The organism is Acidithiobacillus sp. (genome assembly GCF_023256195.1).
GTDB lineage: Bacteria > Pseudomonadota > Gammaproteobacteria > Acidithiobacillales > Acidithiobacillaceae > Acidithiobacillus_A.
In genome coordinates, this window is the sequence record NZ_JAGDWX010000010.1 from 43,578 (window position 1) to 64,320 (window position 20,743).

Annotated in this window: 21 protein-coding genes and 1 tRNA gene; 7 read left to right on the forward strand and 15 right to left on the reverse strand. The window is 63.1% G+C overall.

What is annotated here, in order from left to right:
- Nucleotides 1-74 precede the first annotated feature (74 nt).
- The 3 genes from Q0C23_RS01165 to Q0C23_RS01175 are packed head-to-tail and all read right to left on the reverse strand — an operon-like array spanning nt 75 to nt 2,730.
- Complete coding sequence (locus tag Q0C23_RS01165; RefSeq protein ID WP_367273166.1) at nt 75-1,097, reverse strand: aspartate-semialdehyde dehydrogenase; 1,023 nt, start codon at nt 1,095-1,097, stop codon at nt 75-77.
- The gene (leuB, locus tag Q0C23_RS01170; protein WP_291510543.1) at nt 1,094-2,176 is read right to left on the reverse strand and encodes a 3-isopropylmalate dehydrogenase; all 1,083 of its coding nucleotides are present in this window, start codon (nt 2,174-2,176) and stop codon (nt 1,094-1,096) included. The genes Q0C23_RS01165 and leuB overlap by 4 nt, the downstream gene beginning before the upstream one ends.
- Nucleotides 2,173-2,730, reverse strand: coding sequence for a hypothetical protein (locus tag Q0C23_RS01175; protein ID WP_291510544.1), 558 nt, complete (start codon nt 2,728-2,730; stop codon nt 2,173-2,175). Before Q0C23_RS01175 ends, leuB begins: the two co-directional genes overlap by 4 nt.
- Before the next feature lie 61 nt (nt 2,731-2,791).
- Here Q0C23_RS01175 and mobA point away from each other — a divergent pair, with 61 nt between their 5' ends.
- From mobA to glp, 3 genes are read left to right on the forward strand one after another with little or no spacing between them, the layout of a single operon-like run.
- Entirely contained in the window at nt 2,792-3,361 is a 570-nt protein-coding gene (mobA, locus tag Q0C23_RS01180) for a molybdenum cofactor guanylyltransferase MobA (protein WP_291510545.1), read from the forward strand.
- Nucleotides 3,358-3,870 carry a molybdopterin-guanine dinucleotide biosynthesis protein B gene (mobB, locus tag Q0C23_RS01185; RefSeq protein ID WP_291510546.1) on the forward strand — a complete coding sequence of 171 codons (513 nt, stop codon included), beginning with the start codon at nt 3,358-3,360 and terminating at the stop codon, nt 3,868-3,870. The genes mobA and mobB overlap by 4 nt, the downstream gene beginning before the upstream one ends.
- Nucleotides 3,871-3,872: 2 nt before the next feature.
- Nucleotides 3,873-5,111: a gephyrin-like molybdotransferase Glp gene (gene glp / locus Q0C23_RS01190; RefSeq protein WP_291510547.1), complete on the forward strand. Its 1,239-nt coding sequence runs from the start codon at nt 3,873-3,875 to the stop codon at nt 5,109-5,111.
- 5 nt (nt 5,112-5,116) lie between these two features.
- Here the strand turns inward: glp and Q0C23_RS01195 are convergent, their stop codons facing one another.
- The 3 genes from Q0C23_RS01195 to Q0C23_RS01205 all read right to left on the reverse strand — a co-directional run bounded on the left by Q0C23_RS01195 (nt 5,117) and on the right by Q0C23_RS01205 (nt 6,767).
- Entirely contained in the window at nt 5,117-5,752 is a 636-nt protein-coding gene (locus tag Q0C23_RS01195) for a phospholipase D family protein (RefSeq protein WP_291510548.1), read from the reverse strand.
- A gap of 72 nt (nt 5,753-5,824) precedes the next feature.
- Nucleotides 5,825-6,322, reverse strand: a complete 498-nt coding sequence (locus tag Q0C23_RS01200; RefSeq protein WP_291510639.1) for a hypothetical protein — start codon at nt 6,320-6,322, stop codon at nt 5,825-5,827.
- Between the two features lie 13 nt (nt 6,323-6,335).
- Complete coding sequence (locus Q0C23_RS01205; RefSeq protein WP_291510549.1) at nt 6,336-6,767, reverse strand: hypothetical protein; 432 nt, start codon at nt 6,765-6,767, stop codon at nt 6,336-6,338.
- A gap of 125 nt (nt 6,768-6,892) precedes the next feature.
- On the opposite strand from Q0C23_RS01205, the gene Q0C23_RS01210 reads away from it, so the two are divergent.
- The gene (locus tag Q0C23_RS01210) at nt 6,893-7,564 is read left to right on the forward strand and encodes an HAD family phosphatase (protein ID WP_291510550.1); all 672 of its coding nucleotides are present in this window, start codon (nt 6,893-6,895) and stop codon (nt 7,562-7,564) included.
- A gap of 67 nt (nt 7,565-7,631) precedes the next feature.
- A complete protein-coding gene (locus tag Q0C23_RS01215) occupies nt 7,632-9,077 on the forward strand; it encodes a deoxyribodipyrimidine photo-lyase (protein WP_291510551.1) in 1,446 nt (481 codons plus the stop codon).
- A gap of 49 nt (nt 9,078-9,126) precedes the next feature.
- Here Q0C23_RS01215 and Q0C23_RS01220 read toward each other — a convergent pair whose 3' ends face one another.
- The 3 genes from Q0C23_RS01220 to Q0C23_RS01230 form a co-directional block, all read right to left on the reverse strand.
- Complete coding sequence (locus Q0C23_RS01220; protein WP_291510552.1) at nt 9,127-9,411, reverse strand: hypothetical protein; 285 nt, start codon at nt 9,409-9,411, stop codon at nt 9,127-9,129.
- A 64-nt stretch (nt 9,412-9,475) separates the two neighbouring features.
- Nucleotides 9,476-10,561, reverse strand: coding sequence for a cytochrome d ubiquinol oxidase subunit II (locus Q0C23_RS01225; RefSeq protein ID WP_291510553.1), 1,086 nt, complete (start codon nt 10,559-10,561; stop codon nt 9,476-9,478).
- 63 nt (nt 10,562-10,624) lie between these two features.
- Nucleotides 10,625-12,091, reverse strand: coding sequence for a cytochrome ubiquinol oxidase subunit I (locus tag Q0C23_RS01230; RefSeq protein ID WP_291510554.1), 1,467 nt, complete (start codon nt 12,089-12,091; stop codon nt 10,625-10,627).
- 351 nt (nt 12,092-12,442) lie between these two features.
- Between Q0C23_RS01230 and Q0C23_RS01235 the strand changes: the two genes are divergently transcribed.
- Nucleotides 12,443-12,518, forward strand: a tRNA-Glu gene (locus tag Q0C23_RS01235).
- 254 nt (nt 12,519-12,772) lie between these two features.
- The gene (locus Q0C23_RS01240; RefSeq protein ID WP_291510555.1) at nt 12,773-13,300 is read left to right on the forward strand and encodes a Slp family lipoprotein; all 528 of its coding nucleotides are present in this window, start codon (nt 12,773-12,775) and stop codon (nt 13,298-13,300) included.
- A gap of 143 nt (nt 13,301-13,443) precedes the next feature.
- Here Q0C23_RS01240 and Q0C23_RS01245 read toward each other — a convergent pair whose 3' ends face one another.
- The 6 genes from Q0C23_RS01245 to Q0C23_RS01270 all read right to left on the reverse strand — a co-directional run bounded on the left by Q0C23_RS01245 (nt 13,444) and on the right by Q0C23_RS01270 (nt 20,614).
- Nucleotides 13,444-14,553 carry an ABC transporter permease gene (locus tag Q0C23_RS01245; protein ID WP_291510556.1) on the reverse strand — a complete coding sequence of 370 codons (1,110 nt, stop codon included), beginning with the start codon at nt 14,551-14,553 and terminating at the stop codon, nt 13,444-13,446.
- The gene (locus Q0C23_RS01250; protein ID WP_291510557.1) at nt 14,553-15,668 is read right to left on the reverse strand and encodes an ABC transporter permease; all 1,116 of its coding nucleotides are present in this window, start codon (nt 15,666-15,668) and stop codon (nt 14,553-14,555) included. Before Q0C23_RS01250 ends, Q0C23_RS01245 begins: the two co-directional genes overlap by 1 nt.
- Nucleotides 15,665-17,440 (reverse strand): ATP-binding cassette domain-containing protein, encoded by a 1,776-nt coding sequence (locus Q0C23_RS01255; protein WP_291510558.1) that lies wholly within the window; start codon nt 17,438-17,440, stop codon nt 15,665-15,667. The genes Q0C23_RS01250 and Q0C23_RS01255 overlap by 4 nt, the downstream gene beginning before the upstream one ends.
- Nucleotides 17,424-18,464, reverse strand: a complete 1,041-nt coding sequence (locus Q0C23_RS01260) for an efflux RND transporter periplasmic adaptor subunit (RefSeq protein ID WP_291510559.1) — start codon at nt 18,462-18,464, stop codon at nt 17,424-17,426. The genes Q0C23_RS01255 and Q0C23_RS01260 overlap by 17 nt, the downstream gene beginning before the upstream one ends.
- A gap of 165 nt (nt 18,465-18,629) precedes the next feature.
- Nucleotides 18,630-20,189: an MDR family MFS transporter gene (locus tag Q0C23_RS01265; RefSeq protein WP_291510560.1), complete on the reverse strand. Its 1,560-nt coding sequence runs from the start codon at nt 20,187-20,189 to the stop codon at nt 18,630-18,632.
- A complete protein-coding gene (locus Q0C23_RS01270; protein WP_291510561.1) occupies nt 20,186-20,614 on the reverse strand; it encodes a universal stress protein in 429 nt (142 codons plus the stop codon). The genes Q0C23_RS01265 and Q0C23_RS01270 overlap by 4 nt, the downstream gene beginning before the upstream one ends.
- Nucleotides 20,615-20,743 lie beyond the last annotated feature (129 nt).

Consider the following 20,743-nt stretch of genomic DNA (forward strand, 5'->3'; position numbering starts at 1 on the left):
CCTTCCCCTTTCTGGCGGACTCTCCGCGGTCCCGATCCATCGGCGGATCAGGTTGTCTGTATCACACCACAAACCTATAGATAGTCGCGAATGAGCAACTCTGCAATCTGTATGCTGTTCAGGGCCGCGCCTTTGCGGATATTGTCCGCCACCACCCAAAAATTCAATCCGCGCTCGTGCGAGCAATCCTCGCGGATGCGTCCTACCCAAGTGGCGTCCTTGCCCGCCGCATCCAGGGCGGTGGGCCAGCCGCCCGGGCTGTGCTCGTCCAGAACGCAGACACCAGGTGCCTGCCTGAGCAATTCCCGCAGATCCTCGGCACTCAGCTTCTCCCGGGTTACCACGTTGACGGCCTCGGAATGCCCGTAGAATACCGGTACCCGCACACAGGTTGCGGTCAGGGCGAGCTCGGGACGCTCGAGAATCTTGCGCGACTCCCACAGCATCTTCATCTCTTCCTTGGTATAGCCGTTGTCCTGGAAAATATCGATCTGAGGCAGACAATTGAAGGCAATGCGCTTGGGGAAGACTTCGGGCTTGAAATCCTGTTGCGTGAAAACGGCCCGCGTCGCCTCACCCAGCTCGTGAATGGCACGGCTGCCGGCACCGCTGACGGCCTGATAGGTGGCCACCACCACGCGCTCGATGCCCACCGCATCGTCGATGGGCTTGAGGGCCAGGAGCATCTGGATGGTAGAGCAGTTGGGGTTGGCGATGATGCCGCGTCGGCGATGGTCGGCGATGCGCTGGGGGTTGACCTCGGGCACCACCAGGGGAACATCGTCGTCGTAGCGAAAGCGCGAGGTGTTGTCGATGACTACGGCACCCGCCGCCACGGCTCGGGGAGCGAAGATCTCACTGGCGCGGGCGCCGGCGGAGAAGAGCCCGATATCCACGCCGGCCCAGTCGAAATGCTCCGCATCCTGGACGCGCACGGACTTGCCCTGAAAGCGCACAGCCTGCCCGGCGGAGCGTTCACTGGCCAGCAGATACAAGGTCTCCACCGGAAAATCCCGCTCCTCCAGGATTTCCCGCATGACCTCACCCACAGCGCCCGTAGCGCCCAGGATGGCAACGGTATAGCGATCTTTCTTCAGCATGCCGCAGGCTCCCGCAAAGCCGCCGCCACGGCCTCACCCATGGCCCGGGTACCTACCACGCGCTCACCTGCCGCCGCGATATCGGCCGTACGCAGACCCTGATCCAGGACCCGCACCACGGCCGTCTCGATCCGCTCGGCCAATTCCGCCTGCCCCAGGGAATAGCGCAGCATCATGGCAAGGGAGAGGATGGTGGCCAACGGATTGGCGCGATCCTGTCCGGCAATATCCGGCGCCGAGCCGTGGATGGGTTCGTACATACCGCGCCCCTCACCCAGGGACGCGGAGGCCAGCATACCGATGGAACCCGTCAGCTGGCTGGCCTCGTCCGAAAGAATATCTCCGAACATGTTACCCGTCAGGATCACGTCGAACTGTGCCGGCGCCCGCACCAGCTGCATGGCGGCGTTGTCCACGTACATGTGCTGCAACTCGACTTCGGGGTAATCCCGCGCCACTTCCGTCACCACTTCCCGCCACAGGCGCGTGGTTTCCAATACATTGGCCTTGTCCACGGAGCAGAGCCGGCGGCGGCGATCGCGGGCGGCACGAAAGGCTACCTCGGCGATACGGCGGATCTCATCCTCGTCGTAGACCATGGTGTTCCAGGCCCGTCGCTTGCCGTTCTCGACCTCGCTGCCGCGCGGCTGGCCGAAGTAGATGTCTCCGGTCAGCTCCCGCACCACCAGGATATCCACGCCCTCGATGAGTTCCGGGCGTAGCGGCGAGGCCGAACGCAACTGCGGGAAGATCTGCGCCGGGCGCAGATTGGCGAAGAGATCCAGCTCCTTGCGCAAGCGCAGCAGTCCCTGCTCCGGGCGCTTGGCCGGTGGCAGGCCGTCCCACTTGGGCCCGCCCACGGCGCCCAGTAAGACGGCATCGGCACGGCGGGCGAGTTCCAGGGACTCCGGCGGCAGGGGATCGTCTGCGGCATCCAGTGCTGCGCCACCCACCAGGCCCTCCACCACCGTCATGGGCAGCCCGGCCTCCTCCTGCAAGGTCTCGAGCACGCAGCGGGCGGCGGCACAGATCTCGGGGCCGATCCCGTCCCCGGGAAAGAAGGCTATGGTCGTCATTGGCTTAGGTCCTTTTTGCTGACTATCTGGATGATGAATGGGTGCTCCCGCCCCGGCTCGGGATTCTCGGGAACGGCGTTGAGAGGATAGATGCCGGGGCCAAGGCCGTGGGCGTCGTTGGCCACCAGGGCCTGAGCCGCGCTGCTTGCCGTCGCGGGGTCGCGCAGGCGCAGCCGTATGCCCACCACCCCTTCGCGCTGGCGCGCCCCATCCAGATACATGCGTCGTGTGATTTCCGAATGCAGTACCTTGAAGAAACCCGTCAGGGACTGCTCGTCCGTGCGTGCGGAAGCCCCCGGCTGAGACGCCAGGAACCGGCGGGCACTCTGGCGCGGCAGATCGCGCAGAAAATCCGGCGAGCGCGCCCAGGCAAGCAGGGACGCCATCAGGGCCGGATCCTCCGGCAAACGCGCATAGCCGTGATAATGACGGGCGAAGAGGATCTCCGGCAGTGGCAGGCAGTCCACCCGACCCTGGGGGGGGACCCCCGCCTCCACCACCACCCCGCGCGGCGGCTCCTGCGGCCCAGCCGTCTTCTGCCAAAACCACTTCAAGCCGCTGCGCTCCGTGCCCCGGAAATTGCCATAGCCGCCAATGATACGCGACAATGCCGCTATGTCGAAAGAGCCAGACCCCCTCCCTCTGACCGCTCTCGTCCTCGCCGGCGGCGCCGGTCGACGCATGGGCGGGCGGGACAAAGGCTGGCTGATGTATCGCGAGCAGCCCCTCATCCGCCATGCCCTGGCCACGGTGCAGGCCCGGGCACAGGAAGTGCTCATCAGCGCCAACCGCTCCTTGGACGCTTACCAAAGCTTGGGGCATCGGATCATCCGCGATGCCCGGGAAGGTTTCTGCGGACCCTTGCAAGGGATGCTGGCGGGCCTGGACGCCATGCACACGGAGTGGCTCGCCTGCGTCCCCGTGGATTGTCCGGCGCTGCCCACCGACCTCCTGGACCGCCTGTGGCAAAGCCGCGGCGACCGACAGCTCGTCATCGCCGGCGATGACAGCGGCACCACACCGGTAGTAGCGCTCCTGCACGGTTCCTTGCGCGATTCCCTGGCCGACTACCTGGACAGCGGCGCCCGCAGCGTACGTGGATGGATGCAGAACATTCCCCATAACCTGCTGCGGCTCACCCCGGAGGAGTTGCACAACATCAACCGGCCGGAGGATCTGGAATGAAAGCTTTCGGCATCGTAGGATATAGCGGCAGTGGCAAGACCACCCTGCTCTGCGCGCTCATTCCCTACCTGCGTGAGGCCGGCTTGCGGGTGGCCGCCATCAAGGCTACGCACCACGATATCGACTGGGATCAGCCGGGCAAGGATAGTTACCGGCTACGCGAGGCGGGGGCAGAGGCCGTGCTCCTGCAGGGTCCGGAACGCTGCTTCGTGGTCCGGCGCAGTCCTCGCCACTGGCGCACGACTCTGGATCTGCTGGGAACGGGGTTGGATCTGGTCCTGGTGGAGGGCAACAAGGACTGGCCCATCCCCAAGATCGAAGTACACCGGCCGGCCTTGGGTCGAGGGCTGTGGGCAGAACAGGATCCGCAGGTCATCGCCGTCGCCAGTGATGGACCGTTGACGGGCCCCGCGGCAGACACCCTGATCCGTCTCGACCTGAACGACCCTCCGGCCATCGGCCGCTATCTATTGACCAGCATGGGCTGGAGGATTACTGAGGAACCTTGAGCATGGCAACTTGTTGCGACGACAACGAACACGATCCGGCGGCCAAATCCGTAGCCGAGGCCCTGGAGATCATCCTGGCGGCGGCATCCCCCCCGTCACACAGCGAGGTAAGGGCCTTGGATGACGCCAGCGATCGCGTCCTCGCCGAGGATCTGCGCACGGAACAGCCCATCCCCGCCTGGCCCAATTCGGCCATGGACGGCTACGGTCTGCGCTGCAGCGACGGTCCCGGCGACCGACGCTGCGTCGGCGCTGCCTTCGCCGGGCACCCCTTCACCGGCGAGCTCGGGCCGGGGGAGTGCATCCGCATCATGACCGGTGCACCCGTACCCGCCGATGTCGACTGCGTCGTCCCGCAAGAACAGTGCGAGCGGCAGGACGATCGGGTGGAGTTCCGCAGCGCGCTTCGTCCCGGCGCCAACATCCGGCAAGCCGGAGACGATCTGCCCGCCGGCGCCGTCGCCTTGGCGCGGGGTACCCTCCTGCGGCCCGCTGCCCTGGGTGTGGCCGCGAGTCTCGGCCGGACCGAACTGCGGGTTTACCCGGCCCTGCGCGTGGCCTTTTTCTCCACCGGGGATGAGCTGCAAGGCCTGGGCGCGCCATTGGCGGCGGGACAGATCTACGACAGCAATCGGCACATGCTCCGCGCTCTTCTGGGGCGGCTCGGTTGCCAGCCCCTGGACCTCGGTCGCGTCGCCGACGAACCCGCCGCCATCCGCCAGGCTCTGACGGAGGCGGCCGCCATGGCCGACGTGATCCTCAGCACCGGCGGGGTCTCCGTGGGCGAGGCCGACTATATCAGCGCGCTCCTCCAGGAACTGGGCCAGGTAAGCTTCTGGAAAATGAACATGAAGCCGGGACGACCGCTGGCCTTCGGTACCATCGGTTCGGCCCACTTCTTCGGCCTGCCCGGCAATCCCGTCTCCACCGTCGTCACCTTCTACGAATTCGTTCGTCCTTTCCTTCTGAAACGGATGGGGAAAACGGAACCCTGGACGGTGCCCAGCCTGCGCCTGCCCTGCGCCACGACCCTCAAGAAAAAACCGGGACGGACGGATTTTCAGCGGGGGCGGCTGGTGGCGACGGCGGAAGGCTGGCAGGTGGCACCCGTGGGCGCGCAGTCGTCCCACATTTTGAGCGGCTTGGCGCAGGCCCAATGCCTCATGGTCCTGCCCGCCGAAGCCGGCGACATCCCAGCCGGCAGCCTGGTGGAGGTCCAGCTCCTGGAGGGCCTGGTCTGAGCCGGTCAATCCAGACCGTGGCGGGCGGTGTAAGGCTCCGAATGCGACCAGTGAAAGCGGAAATTGTCGGCGTAGAGCCGGTTCAAGGCCGGATTGCCACGTAAAATCAGTAGATTCTCGGCATTGGCCTGCTCCGCGGCCTTGCTGAAGTTGAAGCTGCCGGTGATGACCGTTGCCTCGTCGATGACCATGACCTTGTTGTGCGCGATGGCGTGCTGGTCATCGATGCGAGTCTCCACCCCCTGATTGGCGAGGAAGTCGGCGGAGGAGTACTTTTGCGTGCGCTGGCTCTTGTCCAGGAGGACCTGCACGGCGACACCCCGCTTCTTGGCATCGATGACCGCTTTGGCGATGGGCGCGCTGGTGAAGCTGTAGGCCTGGATCCAGAGCCTGTGCTGCGCCTCGCCCATGGCCTTGACGATGGCGTCGGTGGTTCCCGGCGGCGGCGAGAAAGCCACCTCGATGGTTCCCTCTGCCGGAATGGTCACCGGCGACTGGGGCATGAGCGCCGTCGCTTCCGACCATTCGCTGCCCGCCTGCTCCAGGGCCACGGAGACCAAGTGCTGCCCCGTCGCCGTCGCCATGAGGAAAATCGCGCCGGCCAATAGGCCTGCCGCCAGACCCCACCACTTCTTTTTCATACGCTCCCTCCGTTCCATCTAACCGCTCTGTGCAACAGACCGCCGGCGCCCATTGGGGTCCAGCCTAAAAAATCAGAGCAAAGGTCCAGCCTCGACGCTGCGAGCCAAAGCGCGATAAAGCGGCTCCGGCAGCAGCAGCCGCCGCTCGCCCAGCAGCGGGATGATCTGGGGGGCAACGGCCTCCGGTGCCATGGGGAAGAAATCCGCTGCTCGTGCCAGCACCTCGCAGACAAAGGTCGTGCAATAGAAGTGCCGTCCCGCCGCCTCCTGCCAGTCGCGGTAATCGTCTGCGAAGGCGAGCCCCTGCCCGACCATATCCTCACAGACAGCCCGCAGCCGCTGCTCTCGCCGGCGCGAGCAGCGTAGGACGACCCGCCCAAGGTCGCGGCCTTTTCCACGATGGAAATGGTCCCAGGGATCGGCACAGACGCCGCGCCGCGCATCGCAGTGATACACCCAGCCATCGCGAAAAAGCAGACCCACGTGGGTCCAGCGACCGCCATCGGGGCGCTGGCGCAGGAGCCGGGCCTCTAGACCCGCACCGGCCCGAAAAACCACATCCACCGCCACCAACAAGGCCCCCTCAGGAGGCCATGGGGTTGACCTTCCAGCCCTCCTTGGTGTGGATGGTCACCAAGGTGGAAGGCGTATCCACCTGCTTGCCGTCCTTGCCGATGAGGACGAAGGTCACTTTGGCCAGCTCCTGATCGCCCTGCTTCTCCTTCTGCACGTCCAGGATCTTCACCCGATCCAGGCCGCCGTGCGCCGCCACCTTGGCCGCAAGCCCGCGGGAGAAGGCTTCCAGTTTCTGATCCATGTTTTGGTAGTCGTCCGCACTGTACTGGTCTTTGGGGCCCAGGTAGAGCACCTGGTTGAGACCCTTGTAGTCGTGGGTGATGAGATCCTTCACGTAGGCCTGGACGGAGGCGTCGGGGCTCGAGTTGGGACTCGTTGCACAGCCACCCAGAGCAAGAACGACGGCCGCCGCTGCAGCGGTTTTGATGGCAGATTTCACGTTTTTTCCTCCTTGGCATGGACCCCCGCATCATAAGAGAAGGAGCCCCAGGGAACAAATGCGGCCGTCGCCCGCGAAAAGATGTTCTACACTGAAAAGCGGAAGCTTGCTGCGGAGTCCCCCACGTGTCCAACCCGGTTTTTCTCTTCGACCTCGATGGCACCCTCATCGACAGCGTCTACCAGCACGTCCTCGCCTGGAAATCCGCACTGGATGCCGAGGGCATCGAGCTCTCCGTGTGGCGCATCCACCGCAAGATCGGCATGAGCGGCGGTCTGTTCACGCATCAGCTCTTGCGGGAAACGGGGCTCGAGATCAGCGAGGAACGGATCGCCCGCATGAATCGCAACCACGCCGCGGCCTTCACCCGCCTGGCGGAGTCGGTACGCCCTCTGCCCGGCGCCCGGGAACTCTTGCAGTGGTTGCGGGAGGCGGAGATCCCCTGGGCCATCGCCACCAGCGGACGCATGGAAACGGCTTCTCTCAATCTACAGGCTCTGGGTGTGGACCCCATCCGGGATATCGTGATCACCCGGGACCAGGTGCGCTACGCCAAGCCCGACCCCGACCTCTTCGTCACCGCCGCCGCGCGCCTGGGGGCACCTATCGAGGCAGCCATGGTGGTAGGCGACAGCATCTGGGACATGCTGGCGGCGGTGCGTTGCCGCGCCTTGGGTATCGGCGTGCAGAGTGGCGGCTACGGTGCCGATGAGCTGCGCCAGTCCGGTGCCATCCGGGTCTACGCCGATCCCGCGGACCTCTTGGCGCACATCGACGAGATCGGCGGGCGGCGTTAATCCCGGGCCCTGAACGCCGCGGGCCATCCTGGGTTACACTGGGCCATGTTCCCAGCGGAGCCGCGCGATGTCCCATCCCACCGCCCTCACCCTCGTCCTCTTTCGCAACGATCTGCGTCTGGCCGATCACCCGGCACTCTGGCACGCCGCCCAGAAAGGCCCGATTCTGCCCGTCTACCTGCGTAGTACTGCCGACCAGAGCGGCCTGGCCTGGCGCTGGTGGCAGGGCAATAGCCTGCAGATCCTCAAGGCTCGACTCGCCGAGCGCGGTCTGCCCCTCGTCTTGCGCAGCGGCCAGGCTCGGGAGATCCTGCCCGAGATAGTCCGCAGCACAGGCGCCGCCGCCGTCTACTGGAATCGTCGCTACGACCCCGAGGGCATGCGCGAAGACGAGGAGCTCAAGCGTCTCCTGAAGACGATGGGTATCGAGGTCCGCTCCTTTGTCGGCAACCTTCTCGTGGAGCCCTGGGAACACTTGCGCGAGGGTCGGCCCTACCGCGTCTTTACCCCCTTCTGGAAGGCCATGTTGGCCCGCCATCAATTTGCCCGACCGCTGCCCGAGCCCGCGCCGTGCGTCGCCCCCGCCGACACACCCAAGAGCGAGGACCTCGCGGATTGGGGATGGCAGCCGCGTCATCCCGACTGGTCCCTGTCTCTGGCAGCGCACTGGCGGGTGGGGGAAGCGGCGGCCTGGGAGCGGCTGCACGCTTTCGTGGACGAAGGGCTCACACACTATGCCGAGGGTCGCAACCTGCCGGGCAAACCCTACGTCTCGCGTCTGTCGCCCTACCTTGCCCACGGCGAGATCAGCCCGCGTCAGATCTGGTGGCACTTCAGCGATCTCGCTCAGGAGCAGCCCGGTAGCCACCGCCATATCGAGGCTTTTCTGCGAGAACTCGGCTGGCGTGAGTTTTCCTGGCACCTGCTCTACCACTTTCCGGATCTGCCACGAGAGCCGCTGCGCCCGGAGTTTGGGCAATTTCCCTGGCGTGACGACCCCGCGGCACTGCGCGCCTGGCAGCGAGGACGGACGGGCTACCCCATCGTCGATGCGGGCATGCGCGAACTCTGGCAAAGCGGCTGGATGCACAATCGGGTGCGGATGATCGTGGCGAGTTTCCTGGTCAAGGATCTGCGTGTTCCCTGGCAGGAAGGCGAGGCCTGGTTCTGGGATACCCTGGTGGATGCGGATCTCGCCAACAACAGCGCATCCTGGCAATGGGTGGCGGGTTGCGGCGCCGACGCCGCACCCTATTTTCGGGTATTCAATCCCGTCCTGCAGGCAGAAAAATTCGATCCGGACGGAGACTACATCCGCAAATGGCTACCGCCGCTGCGGCAACTGCCCACGGCCCACATCCACGCGCCTTGGGAGGCCCCCGCGCCGGTCCTGGAAAAGGCCGGTGTCACCCTGGGCAAGGATTATCCACGACCGTTGGTGGACCACCACCAGGCACGGGAGGCCGCCCTTGCCGCCTGGGAGACCATCCGCCGGCAGACGGAAGGCGGCTGAGCACCGCGGCCGAGAGGGAAAACAGCGTACCCCCACAACGGGCGTCGACTCAGCAGGCGCCGCCGCTCAAACCGTGACGATCCGCTCCCTGGAGCAGATGGTCTTTGAGGATCGTGAAAAAGCGGCGGTATTTGCGCATCTCCTTGTCCACCGCCAACACGCGATCCAACAACTCGTCGGGGTGGGCAGCGTCCATGTGGCGCAGGAGATCCTGCAGCTGTCCGTTCACCACCTCATGCTTTTCCTCCAGCGCATCCAGCACTTCTTCCACGGTATTGCTGGCTATGACCGTGTGGGGAGTATCGCGGCTCGGTATCCATCTCGTTAACTGCATCGTTGTCACTCCACAGAAAGGATCCTGCTCCACCCGGAGCCGAGCGGAGACAGGACGTAAGGACTCAGTGTCCCGCGTACATCGCCTTTTTGGTATAGCGACCGCGGAAAACCCAGATCTGATACCAGTTGTACATGATCATCACCGGCACAAAGCCCGTCATGAACAGGGTAAACACCGCCAAGGAGTCGGCGGGATTGGCAGCTGCCTGAATGGTCCAGGTGTTGGGTACGATATAGGGGAACATGGTCGCCCACATGGCAAACCACATCAGCGCCACCACGCCCTCACCCCAGAGCAGGGCCACGAAATCCCGTTGATTGGCGTGGGCCATCATGGACTTGTAGGCAAAGCCCAGGATTACCACGAACCAGATCAGCCAGACCCACCAATCGGGACCGGTCCACTTCGCTGCCGCCCAGGGGAAGATAGCGTAGGACCAGATCAAGGTGATGACGATGCCTCCCAGAGCCAGCAGGGAAAAGGCGCTGGTCCACTTCTTGGCGCGCTCGTGGATGGCATCACCAGGGACAAAGCGGGCACAGAGATACAGGCCACCGGCAAGGCTGGCGGCGATGACGGCACCGAAACCCGTCCAGATGCTGAAGGGGGTCAGGAAGGCAAGCGCCGTGCCCGAGTAGTGCGGCACCATATCGAAGGCCAGAGCGTGCGCACCGGCGACATTTTCTGCAGCGATGCCGTGCTTCATGGGGAATCCCTGCAGGACCGCACCCAGGGCCACGCCGGCACCGAAGGGGGCCAACAGGCTGCCCAGAGCAAACATCCAGCCCCAGAAGCGCTTGGAACCAATGGCGTGGATGTGAAACTCGAAGGCGACGGCGCGGGAGATGACCCCCCAGAGCGCAAACATCAAAGGAATCATCAGATAGTTGAAGGCCGATCCGTACACCGACGGAAAAGCGCCGAAGAGCACGCCGCCGGCGACCACGAGCCAAGTTTCGTTACCGTCCCAGAACCCGGCCATGGATGCCATGATGGCACCCCGCTCCTCCTCATCCTTGGAAAAGAGGGCAAAAATTCCGGCACCGAGGTCGGCCCCGTCGAGACCGATATACAGTAGGAACATCAGACACAGAATGAGCCACCACCAGGTGGACAACGAACTGGAAATTCTGGCGATATCAAACATAGATTTTTCTCCGGTCAGAGGGGGCGGCAAAGCCGCCCCAGTCTGGCACCAATGCGTTACTGCTTAGAGACTCTTATCCATAGTGGGCTTGGCAAAAGTGGGCTTGGCAAAGCCGCCACCTGCCTGACCCGCATCGGCCTCTCCCGCATCGGGGTGATGGAACAGGGTATCGGAGGGTGCGATATCGTCCACACCCTTGGCGATGACCCGGCTGAAGAAGTACCAGGCGCCGCTCCAGACCACGAGCTCGAAGACGATGTAGCCCGCGAACCAGAAAATCTCCTGTCCCACGGACATATGGCTCACGCCCTGATAAGTCCGCATCAGGTTGTAGACCACCCAAGGCTGACGTCCGATCTCACGCGTCCACCAACCGCACCAGATGGCGAGGTAAGGCAGGAAACCCGAGAACACCAGCGAACGCAGGAACCAGGGGTGCTTGCGCAGGGCTTGAGCGTTGAACTGCCCACGCAGACGCAACCAATTGCCCCACAGCGCCACGAAGAACAGGAAGAAGCCGATGGCGACCATCGCCCGGAAGGAATAGAACGGCACCCAGACATCGGGGCGATCCTTGGCCGGGAAACTGTCCAGTCCGGTCACCTTACCGTTCCAGGTATGCGTCTCCAATAGACTCAAGACGTGGGGAATGGTGATAGCAAAGCTGTTACCGTCGTTCTTGGCGTTGGGGAAGGCGATGAGGTGCCAGCCCGTATTGACCTGGCCATTGGGAAGGTAGGTGTGATAATGCCCCTCCATGGCTGCCAGAGAAGTGGGCTGAGTCGTCGCTACGTCACGTCCCAGGGTATCGCCGATGAAGATCTGGATGGGCGTAACGATGAGCAGCGCGAGCAGGGTCGGCTTCAGCAACTTGGTGAAGAGGTCGGCGTTGCGATTCTTCAGGACGAACCAGGCAGACACGGCCGCAAAGATGAACAGAGCCAGTTCCACCGTCGCCACCCACATATGCGGGAAGCCCCAAGTGAAATTCTCATTGAGAATGGCGTTCCACCAGTTGGTCACCTGAAAGAGACCGTTCTTCAGAACCACACCGTTGGGACTCTGCATCCAGGAGTTGGCCACCAGGATCCACATGGCGGACAGGGTCGAGGACAGGCCGACGTTGAAGGTGGCAAAGGCGTGCATGCCCTTGCTGACCTTGCCCCAGCCGAAGACCATGAGGCCGATGAAGCCCGCCTCGTACATGAAGGCGGTGATGGTCTCAAAGCCCAGGATATTGCCGAAGAAGGGTCCTACGGCCTGGGAGAAGGGACCGTAGAGGATGCCGAAGGCCATCTCCATGGTCACACCGGTGGCCACACCGGCACCGAAGTTGATGATGAAGATCTTCTCGAAAAAGCGATTGAGCTTGTACCAGCGCTCGTCACCGGTCTTGAGCCAGGCCATCTCCAACACGAAGAGCAGCCAGGACATACCGATGGTCAGCGGCGTCCAGAGAATGTGCATGGACGTGATCCAGGCAAAGTCCAGACGACTGAGGAGCACTGGCATGGTGTTTTCCAGTAACATGGGTCACTCCTTGTTTGTCGTTTGCGGTATTACAGTACACATCAAGGTGCACCAGACTATAAGCAACTACTGTTCCATGGCAGGATCGTCGCCAAGATCTTGATTCTTGCTCTCAGTACGGGCTTGACAGAGAAAGGATCGGGTAAATGCACCACCCATCCGGTGATATAACCCAATATCACAATATCCTGTAGTCTTTTTATAAGCAGGTGTGGATTCTCTCCCGGGGTTCCTCAGCGTTCGTATCGCCTACCCGACGTTCCTTGGCACAGCGATTTGCCACGGATACCGGGTGAGAGAAGCCTATTGCCCATCGTGCCTTTTCTTTGTATAGTCTGGCGCTCATGTCCGGTCCCCATCGTCTAGCGGCCTAGGACACCGCCCTTTCACGGCGGTAACGGGGGTTCGAACCCCCCTGGGGACGCCATCTTATTTTCCCTCGGAACGATGACGGCGGATTCGCCCTTCGGGAGAGCTCCGTGGAGCCGGCGGAAGCTGCCGGGGCCCACAGCCACGCTGTGACCTTCCCTGCGCCCCGTACTATAATCAAGAGTGTAAGCATGAAACGGATAACAAACGCCGCCAGCTTGGCGCCGTAGCGCAGGGGCCTGCGACTGGAACCAAGAGTCTGCAGGCAGCTTGGCGACGGCGGAGTCCATCCCCTTGCTCAGGGAGACGCGTATGCATGCTCGGCTGAAGTTTTTGGTCCTCCCCCCTGCAGTGCTTGCTTCCTTGGCCTTGAGCGCCTGTTCCGCTCTGACGCCTGTGGCAGGCCGCTACCCATCCATCACGCCACAGGAGGCGCAGACCGCGGCTACCAGCACCCAAGTTCTGCGCTGGGGCGGAACGATCATCGGGAGCAGCAAGGTATCCGGTGAGACCTGCCTCACCGTGCTGAGTTATCCCCTCGACCGCCTGGGCAAACCGCAGATCGGTGGCGATACCGGCGATAGCGGTCGCTTCATCGCCTGTACCTCCGCAGCGCTGGATCCCGTCCGCTACCGCAAAGGGCGCCAGATCACGGTCATCGGGTATCTCCGCGGCATACGTATCCAGATGATTGGCGAGCACCCCTATCGCTACCCGCTGCTGCAGGCCTCAACCCTGTATCTTTGGCCCAGGCCTCAGCACAACCGCATGGACCACACCTTCATCCAGAACCGTTGCAGCCCACTGTTCACCAGCATCGGCTGCAGCAGCTCTTGGTAAGTGCCGACGGCAGCAGCCAGCGCAGGTCTGCTTTTGCTTTTTGAATACGATCAAGGTCAAGGAGAACCGCCGGGAAAAACCGACATCCGCCGTATTCTGCAGAGGCTGCTGTCGTGTCCGGTCCCGCCGCCCCCAAGCGGCTTTCACTGCAAGCGATGGCGGAATAGCCACGCCGCCGCCGTCATACTGAGCCCTGCGATGATCGCCAGCGGCCAGTACTGACTCCAGAGCTCCGGGATCGAATCCCCCTGCAGGAATACGCCGCGCACAATCACGAGAAAGTAGCGCATGGGGTTGGCCAAGGTGAGGTCCTGTACCAACTCCGGCATATTGGCAATGGGGGTGGCAAAACCCGACAGGATGATGGCGGGCACCAAAAACAGAAACGCTCCCAACAAGCCTTGCTGTTGAGTCACCGCCAGGGACGAGATCATCAGCCCGATACCCACTGCCGCCAGCAGGAAGAGCAGCATCCCCAATGCCAGCGCCAGGATGCTGCCAACCAAGGGTACGCCGAACCAGAACACGGCGACGAGGGCGATGAAGGTACCTTCCAGGGCGCCGATGAATATTCCCGGCAGGGCCTTGCCCAGGAGGATTTCCGCCGGCGTCATGGGCGTCACCAGCAGCTGATCGAAGGTCCCCTGTTCTCGCTCCCGCGCCACCGAGAGCCCCGTCACCAGCAGGGTCACCACCAGCATCAGCAGGGCGACGATTCCGGGCACGATGAACCAGCGCGACAGCAGATTGGGATTGAACCAGGCCCGTACCAGCAGTTGCGCCGGGGGCTTGCCCCAGTGGTGGTCGGCGGCCCAGCGCTGATCAAAACGCAGCAACACCGAGTTGACATAATTCAAGGCGAGGGTCGCGGTGTTGGAGTTGCGGCCGTCGATGAGTACCTGCACCGGAGCCGGTCGATGGCGGAGCAGATCTTCCGTGAAGCGCGGCCCGATCTGCAGGACCAGGAGCACCTTTTCGTCGTCGATGAGCGGCGCAATCTGCCCCTCGTCCGTCACGGTCGCCACCTGCCGAAAAGCCGTCGAGCCCTGAAAATAGCCTAACAACTGCCGCGACGCATAACCGGGGTCCTGATTGTATACCGCATAGGGAATGTGGTTGAGATCGAAGGTCGCGGCATAGCCGAACACCAGCAGCTGGATCAAAGGCGGACCGATGAGCACGAAGCGGCTCTTCTTGTCGCGCAAGATGGCCAGAAACTCCTTGATCACCAAAGCCCATACTCGTGCCAGCATCAGTCCAGCCTTTTATGGGATCGGCGCAAGGTGATCCCCAGAAAGAATAGAGCCATGAGCCCCAGGGCCAGGCTGTTCCAAAGCACGATGGGCCAGATATCCCCCGCCAAAAACAGCGTCTGCAACAGGCTGACGTAATAGCGCGCGGCAATGAGGTGGGTGATGATGCGGATGGCGGCGGGCATGGATTGGATATCGAAGATGAAGCCCGACAGGATGAAAGCGGGCAGGAAGGTCACGATGATGGCGATCTGTCCGGCCACGAACTGATTGCGGGCAACGCTGGAGATGAGCAGGCCCATTCCCAGCGCCACCAGCAGAAAAAGCGCCGAACTGAGCAACAGGACCCAGAAGCTCCCCCGCAGCGGCACGGCAAAGAGCCAGACCGCAAGGGCCACGGACAGGAGCATCCCCCCCATACCCATGAGAAAATAGGGAATGAGCTTACCGAGGAGGATCTCGGCCATCTGCACCGGCGTGGCCATCAACGCCTCCATGGTGCCACGCTCCCACTCCCGCGCCACGACCAAGGCCGTGAGCAGGGCACCGATGAGGGTCATGATGACGGCGATGAGCCCCGGCACCAGATAGTCCCGGCTGCGCAGCGCCGGATTGAACCAGACGCGATCCTTGGCGTCCACGGGCACCAGCAGCGGCGTACCCGCGGCCAGAGCCCGCTGTTGCAGCCAGTTCTGCCACACTCCCTGGAGGTAGCCCTCGACAATGCGGGCGTTGTTGGCATCGACGCCGTTCACAAAGACGCCGATGTCCGGGCTCTGTCCACGCAGGAGCCGCCGGCTGAAATCCGCACGCAGCCAGACGATGCCGTCCACCTGTCGCCGCAGCAGTGCGGTGCGTGCCTCTTGAATGCTGGCGTAATGGCGCGGACGAAAATAGGGGGAATGCTCCAGACCCGCGACCAAGGTACTGCTCTGGGCCGTCGGCTGATCGACGACGACGGCCAGGGGCACCCGCCGGGCATCCAGGGAGACCCCATAGCCAAAGAGGAAAAGCAGAAATACCGGCATGAAAAAAGCAATGGCGATGGCCGAGGGATCGCGCCGTATCTGGATGAATTCCTTGCGGATGAGTCCGCGCAGGCGGCGGGAATTCACGAGGCCCTCCGAATCACGCGTTCGTGCTCCTCGATGAGACGAATGAACGCCTCTTCCATGGTGGGCTCGGGCTGCTCGGCCGTACGCGCCTGCTGGCGCAGCTGCGCGGGACTGCCCTGCGCCAGGATCTCCCCCAGGGACATCAGCACCAAGCGGTCGCAGTATTCTGCCTCGTCCATGAAATGGGTGGTGATGAGGATGGTCACCCCCTGTGCGGCCAACGCATTGATGCGCTGCCAGAACTCCCGCCGCGCCAGGGGATCCACACCCGAGGTGGGTTCGTCCAGAAAAAGGATGGGCGGCTCATGCAGGAGGGCGCAGGCCAGAGCCAGGCGCTGCTTGATGCCCAGGGGTAGGTCGTCGGCATTGACGGCACCGTAGGCGGCAAGCTGGAATTCCTCGCGCGCGTTGGCGATGGCCATACGCCGATGGCCGCCGCGCAGGCCGTAGGCGGCGGCAAAGAAGGCGAGGTTCTGGTCGACGCTGAGATTCCCATAGAGCGCAAACTTCTGCGCCACATAGCCGATGCGCCCACGCGCCGCGCTGGTCGCACGACGCATATCCACACCCGCCACCTTCAAGCTGCCGCTCGACGCTGGCAGGAGGCCGCAGAGCATCCGGAAGGTCGTCGTCTTGCCAGCGCCATTGGCCCCCAAAAGGCCAAAGATCTCGCCCTGACGCACCGTAAAGCTGCATTGCCTCACCGCCTCGAAGCTGCCGAAACATTTACGCAGATCGTGTACCTCCACCACCGCGGTATCGCCGTCGCCCGCCCTACCGATGGCTTTTTCCGCAGGCTTCACCGCACCCTGCTCCGGTGTCTTGGACGCATTCGTGGCACCGCCCTCCTGCACCCTCCCCAGCAGCGCGACAAAGGCATCCTCAAAAGCCGGTTCCACCGCCTGCCACTCCTCACCCGGCTGCGCCGACGGCTGGCCTTGCCCACTCAAGACACGAACCCCAGCCGCCGTGATCCGCGCATCCAGGACACCGGCACGACCTTGGAGGGCTTCACGCAGGAGGCGTCGGCGCAGACCTCGATGGCGCACCAGAAAACAACGGCCACGCAAGGGCGCAGTAAAATGTGGCAAGGGTCCTTGCTGCAGGATCTTGCCGGCGTTGAGCAGCAGGATCTCATCACAGCGCTCCGCTTCATCGAAGTAGGACGTACTCATGAGTACCGTCGTACCCTGCCGGCGCAGGGCGTCGACGATCTGCCAGAGCTCGCGGCGGGCAATGGGATCGACCCCCACCGTCGGTTCATCCAGCAGCAGCAGTTGGGGGGCACGCAGCAGGGCACAGGCGAGTCCGAGCTTCTGCTTCATACCGCCAGACAGATCACCGGCGCGGCGTCTGCCGAAGGGGCCCAGGGCCGTCAGCTCCAGCAGTTCCTGTTGCCTTTGCCGGGCCGCCTTGGGATCCAGATCCTGCAGGTCGCTGTACAAATCCAGATTCTCCTGGACGCTGAGATCCTCATAGAGACCAAAACGCTGCGGCATATAACCGATAGCTTGCTGGAGCGACCCGGCACCCCTGCCCAGGTCCCGACCCAGCACCGTCACCGAACCCGAGCTTGGCCGCAAAAGACCAGCGGCCAGGCGCATCAAGGTGGTCTTGCCGGCGCCGTCGGGGCCCAGGAGACCCGTCACCTTTCCAGCAGTTATCTCGAGGTCGACCCCGTCCAGGGCGTGCACGGCATCCTTGCCGCGGGCAAAGGTCTTGACCACGGCGCGCAACTGCAAGGGGCTGGAGGCCTCAGTGGTCACGGCCACAGGGATGCTCGGGCAACGATTCCGGCCGATTGTCCACGAGGGGAATCTGTACCGTCACGGGCATCCCAAGACGCAGGCGATGATCGGGATTACAGGCATACACCCGCACCCGGTAGACCAGTTCCGTGCGCAGCTCCGTCGTCTGCACCGTCTTTGGCGTAAACTCCGCCGTCGGCGAAATGAATCCTACCCAGCCGGGAAAGCGCTGGCCAGGAAAGGAATCGCTCTCGATCTCGGCGCGCATACCCAAGCGCACCTTGCCCAGGGCCTTTTCCGGCAGGTAGGCCCGCACCCAGACGGGATTGTCCAGCGCCAGACTGAACACCGGTGTGCTGGGCGAGACCATATCCCCCACCTCGACAATACGATCCTGCACCACGGCATCGGCGGGTGCGTAGAGCTTGGTGTCCTGCAGTTGCCGCTGGGCCAGGGCCAAAGCCGCGCGATCGGCCGCCAACTGCGCCCGGGCGGCGGCGATGTCCTCCTTGCGCGGACCGCGGATGGCCAGAGCCAAAGCCTGTCGGCTCCGCTCGACCTTGGCGCGGGCGCCCTTCAGGGCCGCCGCGGCGTCGTCGAGACTCTGCTTGGGCACGTAGCGGTCCGCGGCCAGCGCCTTCTGCCGTCGCCAGACGAGCTCGGCGTTGTGCAAAGTGGCCGTTGCCGCCGCTAGATCGGCACGGGCCTCCGCAATCTCCTCCGGTCGGGTACCGGCCAGCAGCTTGGCGAGCACCTGCTCCTGCGCCGCCACCGCTGCTTGGTCCCGAGCCACGGCATCCTGGAAACGCACCGGATCGATCTCGGCCAAGAGCTGCCCCGCCCGCACCCGATCTCCTTCCTGCACCAGCAGATGCTGGACCCGGCCATTATCGTCAAAGGCCGCCTGAACCTGGCGGATATCGACATTGCCGTAGATGGTCAGGCGGTTGCCGGACGCGGACGAGCGGTGTGTGAGCCAGAACACCAGAGCGCCTGCCAGCACAGCGATGAGCAACAGTCCCGCAAGGGTTCTTTTCCGACTGGCCATATTCCCATGCTCCTTTTATGCACACCTGGCCCGCACTGTCACCCCAAATCCAACGGGGTGAAAACACGCTGACCCGCAGACCTTGGCATATCCGGGTATTGTAGTCCCCGGCCCTGGATCAAGACTACCCCGAGCTAGCATGGCTCTCTGGCCTTGTCGCCAACATCAGGACAGACGACCCTTTTCTGGATTCGGCTCTTTGCCGGGCATGAACAGGACGATGACCAGCACCACCAGGAAGCTCGCCAACAAAAACCAGAAGGCATCGAGAATACCGCGCATGGCCGCGTGACGCTCCAGTTCCATGCCCAGGACCTGCCAAGCCAAAGGTCCTTGGGCCAGGCCCACGGCGTGCAGATAATGGTGGACTGCAGGGGCAAAGAGGGAAATGTGGCCACCCATCTGATTCCAAGCCACCTGAGCCTGTTCGGTAAGGATGGTGGAGACGATGGCGATGCCAACGGAGCCTCCCAGATTGCGCATCAGATTGAAGATACCCGATCCCGCCGGTGTATCCGCCTTGCTCAGGGTAGTGAAGGCCAAGGTGAAGAGCGGGATAGAGATCAAGCCGAGACCCAGACCACGAATGACTCCGGGCCAGATGATCCAGGCAGGGCTGATATCGAGGTCATAGCTCAGGCTGAGCCATGTGCCCAGGCTGCCCAGGAACACTCCCGCAATGATCATCAGACGTGGACTCGCGCCGCGGTTCAGCAAGCGCCCCGCGGCCCACATGGAGATCCACGAACCGATACCTTGGGGCGCCATCACCAGCCCGGCGGTCTGCGGCTCATAACCCATATAGTTCTGCAGGTAGATGGGCAGCACCACCATGGTACCGTAGAGTGCAAGTCCGAAGAGTCCTATACCGATACTGCCCAGGGTGAGCGAGCGATCGGCCAGGAGGCGTAGGTTGACCACCGGGCTGCACACGGACAGGCTATGCACAACGAAAAGCAGGGAGGCCAGAGCTGCGACCACCGTTGTTGCGACGATGAAGCGGGAGCTGAACCAGTCATCCTGATCGCCAAGGCTCAGGATCAGCTGCAAACCACCCAGACCCAGGGTCATCCACAGCAGTCCCTGCCAGTCCAGGGGGCTTGGGTGCTCACTCCGACCGAAATCCGGCGCATAAAAGAACAGCAGGATCAGAGCGATGACGCCGATGGGGAGGTTGACATAGAAGCACCACCGCCAGGATAGATCTTCTGTGAGATAACCGCCCAGCACCGGACCGAGAATGGGCCCGAGCATGGTCCCCATGCCCAGGGTCGCCATGGCGATGCCCCGCTGGGAGCGAGGATAGCTCTCTACCAGGATCGCCTGTCCCACAGGCACCAGCGAGGCGCCAAAAACTCCCTGGAAGAAGCGCCACAGGACAATCTCCGGGAGGCTGTGGGATTGCCCGCTCAAGGCCGAACACAGCAGGAAACCGGCGACGCTGGCGAGGATCAGCCGCCGCTGTCCGAAATGCTCTACCAACAGTCCTGTCAGGGGCGTAACGATGACCATAGCCAGCATATAGGTGGTCAAGGCCCAAGTGATCTGATTGCTGTTGGCACGCAGGGAGCCCTCCATGTGCGGCAGGGCCACATTGACGATGGTAATGTCCAAGACATTCATCACGATGGCGGTCATGACCGCCACCGTGATGGCCCAGCGGTGCGGAACTGCCGTCTCGCTCTCTGAATTGCTCGAGTCAATGTCCGTCCCAGCCGCGCTCATTGGCGGGCAATCAGTACGGAACAATGAGCCGCTTGGCAAACGGTCTGCGCGACACTACCAATGAGCAGTTTGCGCATTCCACGCCAGCCATGGCTTCCCAGGATAATCAGCTGCGCGTGCATGCGCTCGGCTTCGGCCAGGATGAGGTCGCTGATATGCTTGCCGCCGGTATCGGTTTCCAACAGACGCGTCACCACCGAGATGCCCTCCGACTGAGCACGGTGCTGCAAGCTTTGTAGGAGTTTGTGACCTTCGTTTTGCAGGAAGACTATGGATTCGGGTGTGGCATAATAGGCGCCGAAGACATCGACCACGGTAACGACATGCAAAGGCTCCGACGAGGTCTGCGCAAGGGCAAAGGCCTGGCGTACAGCAGCCTCCGAGGCGGCGCTACCGTCCGCCGCCAGAAGGATTCTATGGTACATGGCTGAACCTGCAATGGACTGAACACCTGAAAAACAGCATAGCAGACTCTTTTTATGCCCGCCGCGCCGAGTGTTCTCGCATCCACCATCGATGACCGCGGCCTCGATCCGTCCCAGTGACGGGCAACA

What these genes read in the sequence shown, in the direction of transcription:
- leuB (WP_291510543.1), bottom strand. Translation starts at nt 2,176, where the DNA reads ATGACGACCATAGCCTTCTTTCCCGGGGACGGGATCGGCCCCGAGATC.
- mobA (WP_291510545.1), top strand. Translation starts at nt 2,792, where the DNA reads ATGTCGAAAGAGCCAGACCCCCTCCCTCTGACCGCTCTCGTCCTCGCC.
- mobB (WP_291510546.1), top strand. Translation starts at nt 3,358, where the DNA reads ATGAAAGCTTTCGGCATCGTAGGATATAGCGGCAGTGGCAAGACCACC.
- glp (WP_291510547.1), top strand. Translation starts at nt 3,873, where the DNA reads ATGGCAACTTGTTGCGACGACAACGAACACGATCCGGCGGCCAAATCC.
- Q0C23_RS01195 (WP_291510548.1), bottom strand. Translation starts at nt 5,752, where the DNA reads ATGAAAAAGAAGTGGTGGGGTCTGGCGGCAGGCCTATTGGCCGGCGCG.
- Q0C23_RS01215 (WP_291510551.1), top strand. Translation starts at nt 7,632, where the DNA reads ATGTCCCATCCCACCGCCCTCACCCTCGTCCTCTTTCGCAACGATCTG.
- Q0C23_RS01220 (WP_291510552.1), bottom strand. Translation starts at nt 9,411, where the DNA reads ATGCAGTTAACGAGATGGATACCGAGCCGCGATACTCCCCACACGGTC.
- Q0C23_RS01225 (WP_291510553.1), bottom strand. Translation starts at nt 10,561, where the DNA reads ATGTTTGATATCGCCAGAATTTCCAGTTCGTTGTCCACCTGGTGGTGG.
- Q0C23_RS01230 (WP_291510554.1), bottom strand. Translation starts at nt 12,091, where the DNA reads ATGTTACTGGAAAACACCATGCCAGTGCTCCTCAGTCGTCTGGACTTT.
- Q0C23_RS01240 (WP_291510555.1), top strand. Translation starts at nt 12,773, where the DNA reads ATGCATGCTCGGCTGAAGTTTTTGGTCCTCCCCCCTGCAGTGCTTGCT.
- Q0C23_RS01245 (WP_291510556.1), bottom strand. Translation starts at nt 14,553, where the DNA reads ATGCTGGCACGAGTATGGGCTTTGGTGATCAAGGAGTTTCTGGCCATC.
- Q0C23_RS01260 (WP_291510559.1), bottom strand. Translation starts at nt 18,464, where the DNA reads ATGGCCAGTCGGAAAAGAACCCTTGCGGGACTGTTGCTCATCGCTGTG.
- Q0C23_RS01265 (WP_291510560.1), bottom strand. Translation starts at nt 20,189, where the DNA reads ATGAGCGCGGCTGGGACGGACATTGACTCGAGCAATTCAGAGAGCGAG.
- Q0C23_RS01270 (WP_291510561.1), bottom strand. Translation starts at nt 20,614, where the DNA reads ATGTACCATAGAATCCTTCTGGCGGCGGACGGTAGCGCCGCCTCGGAG.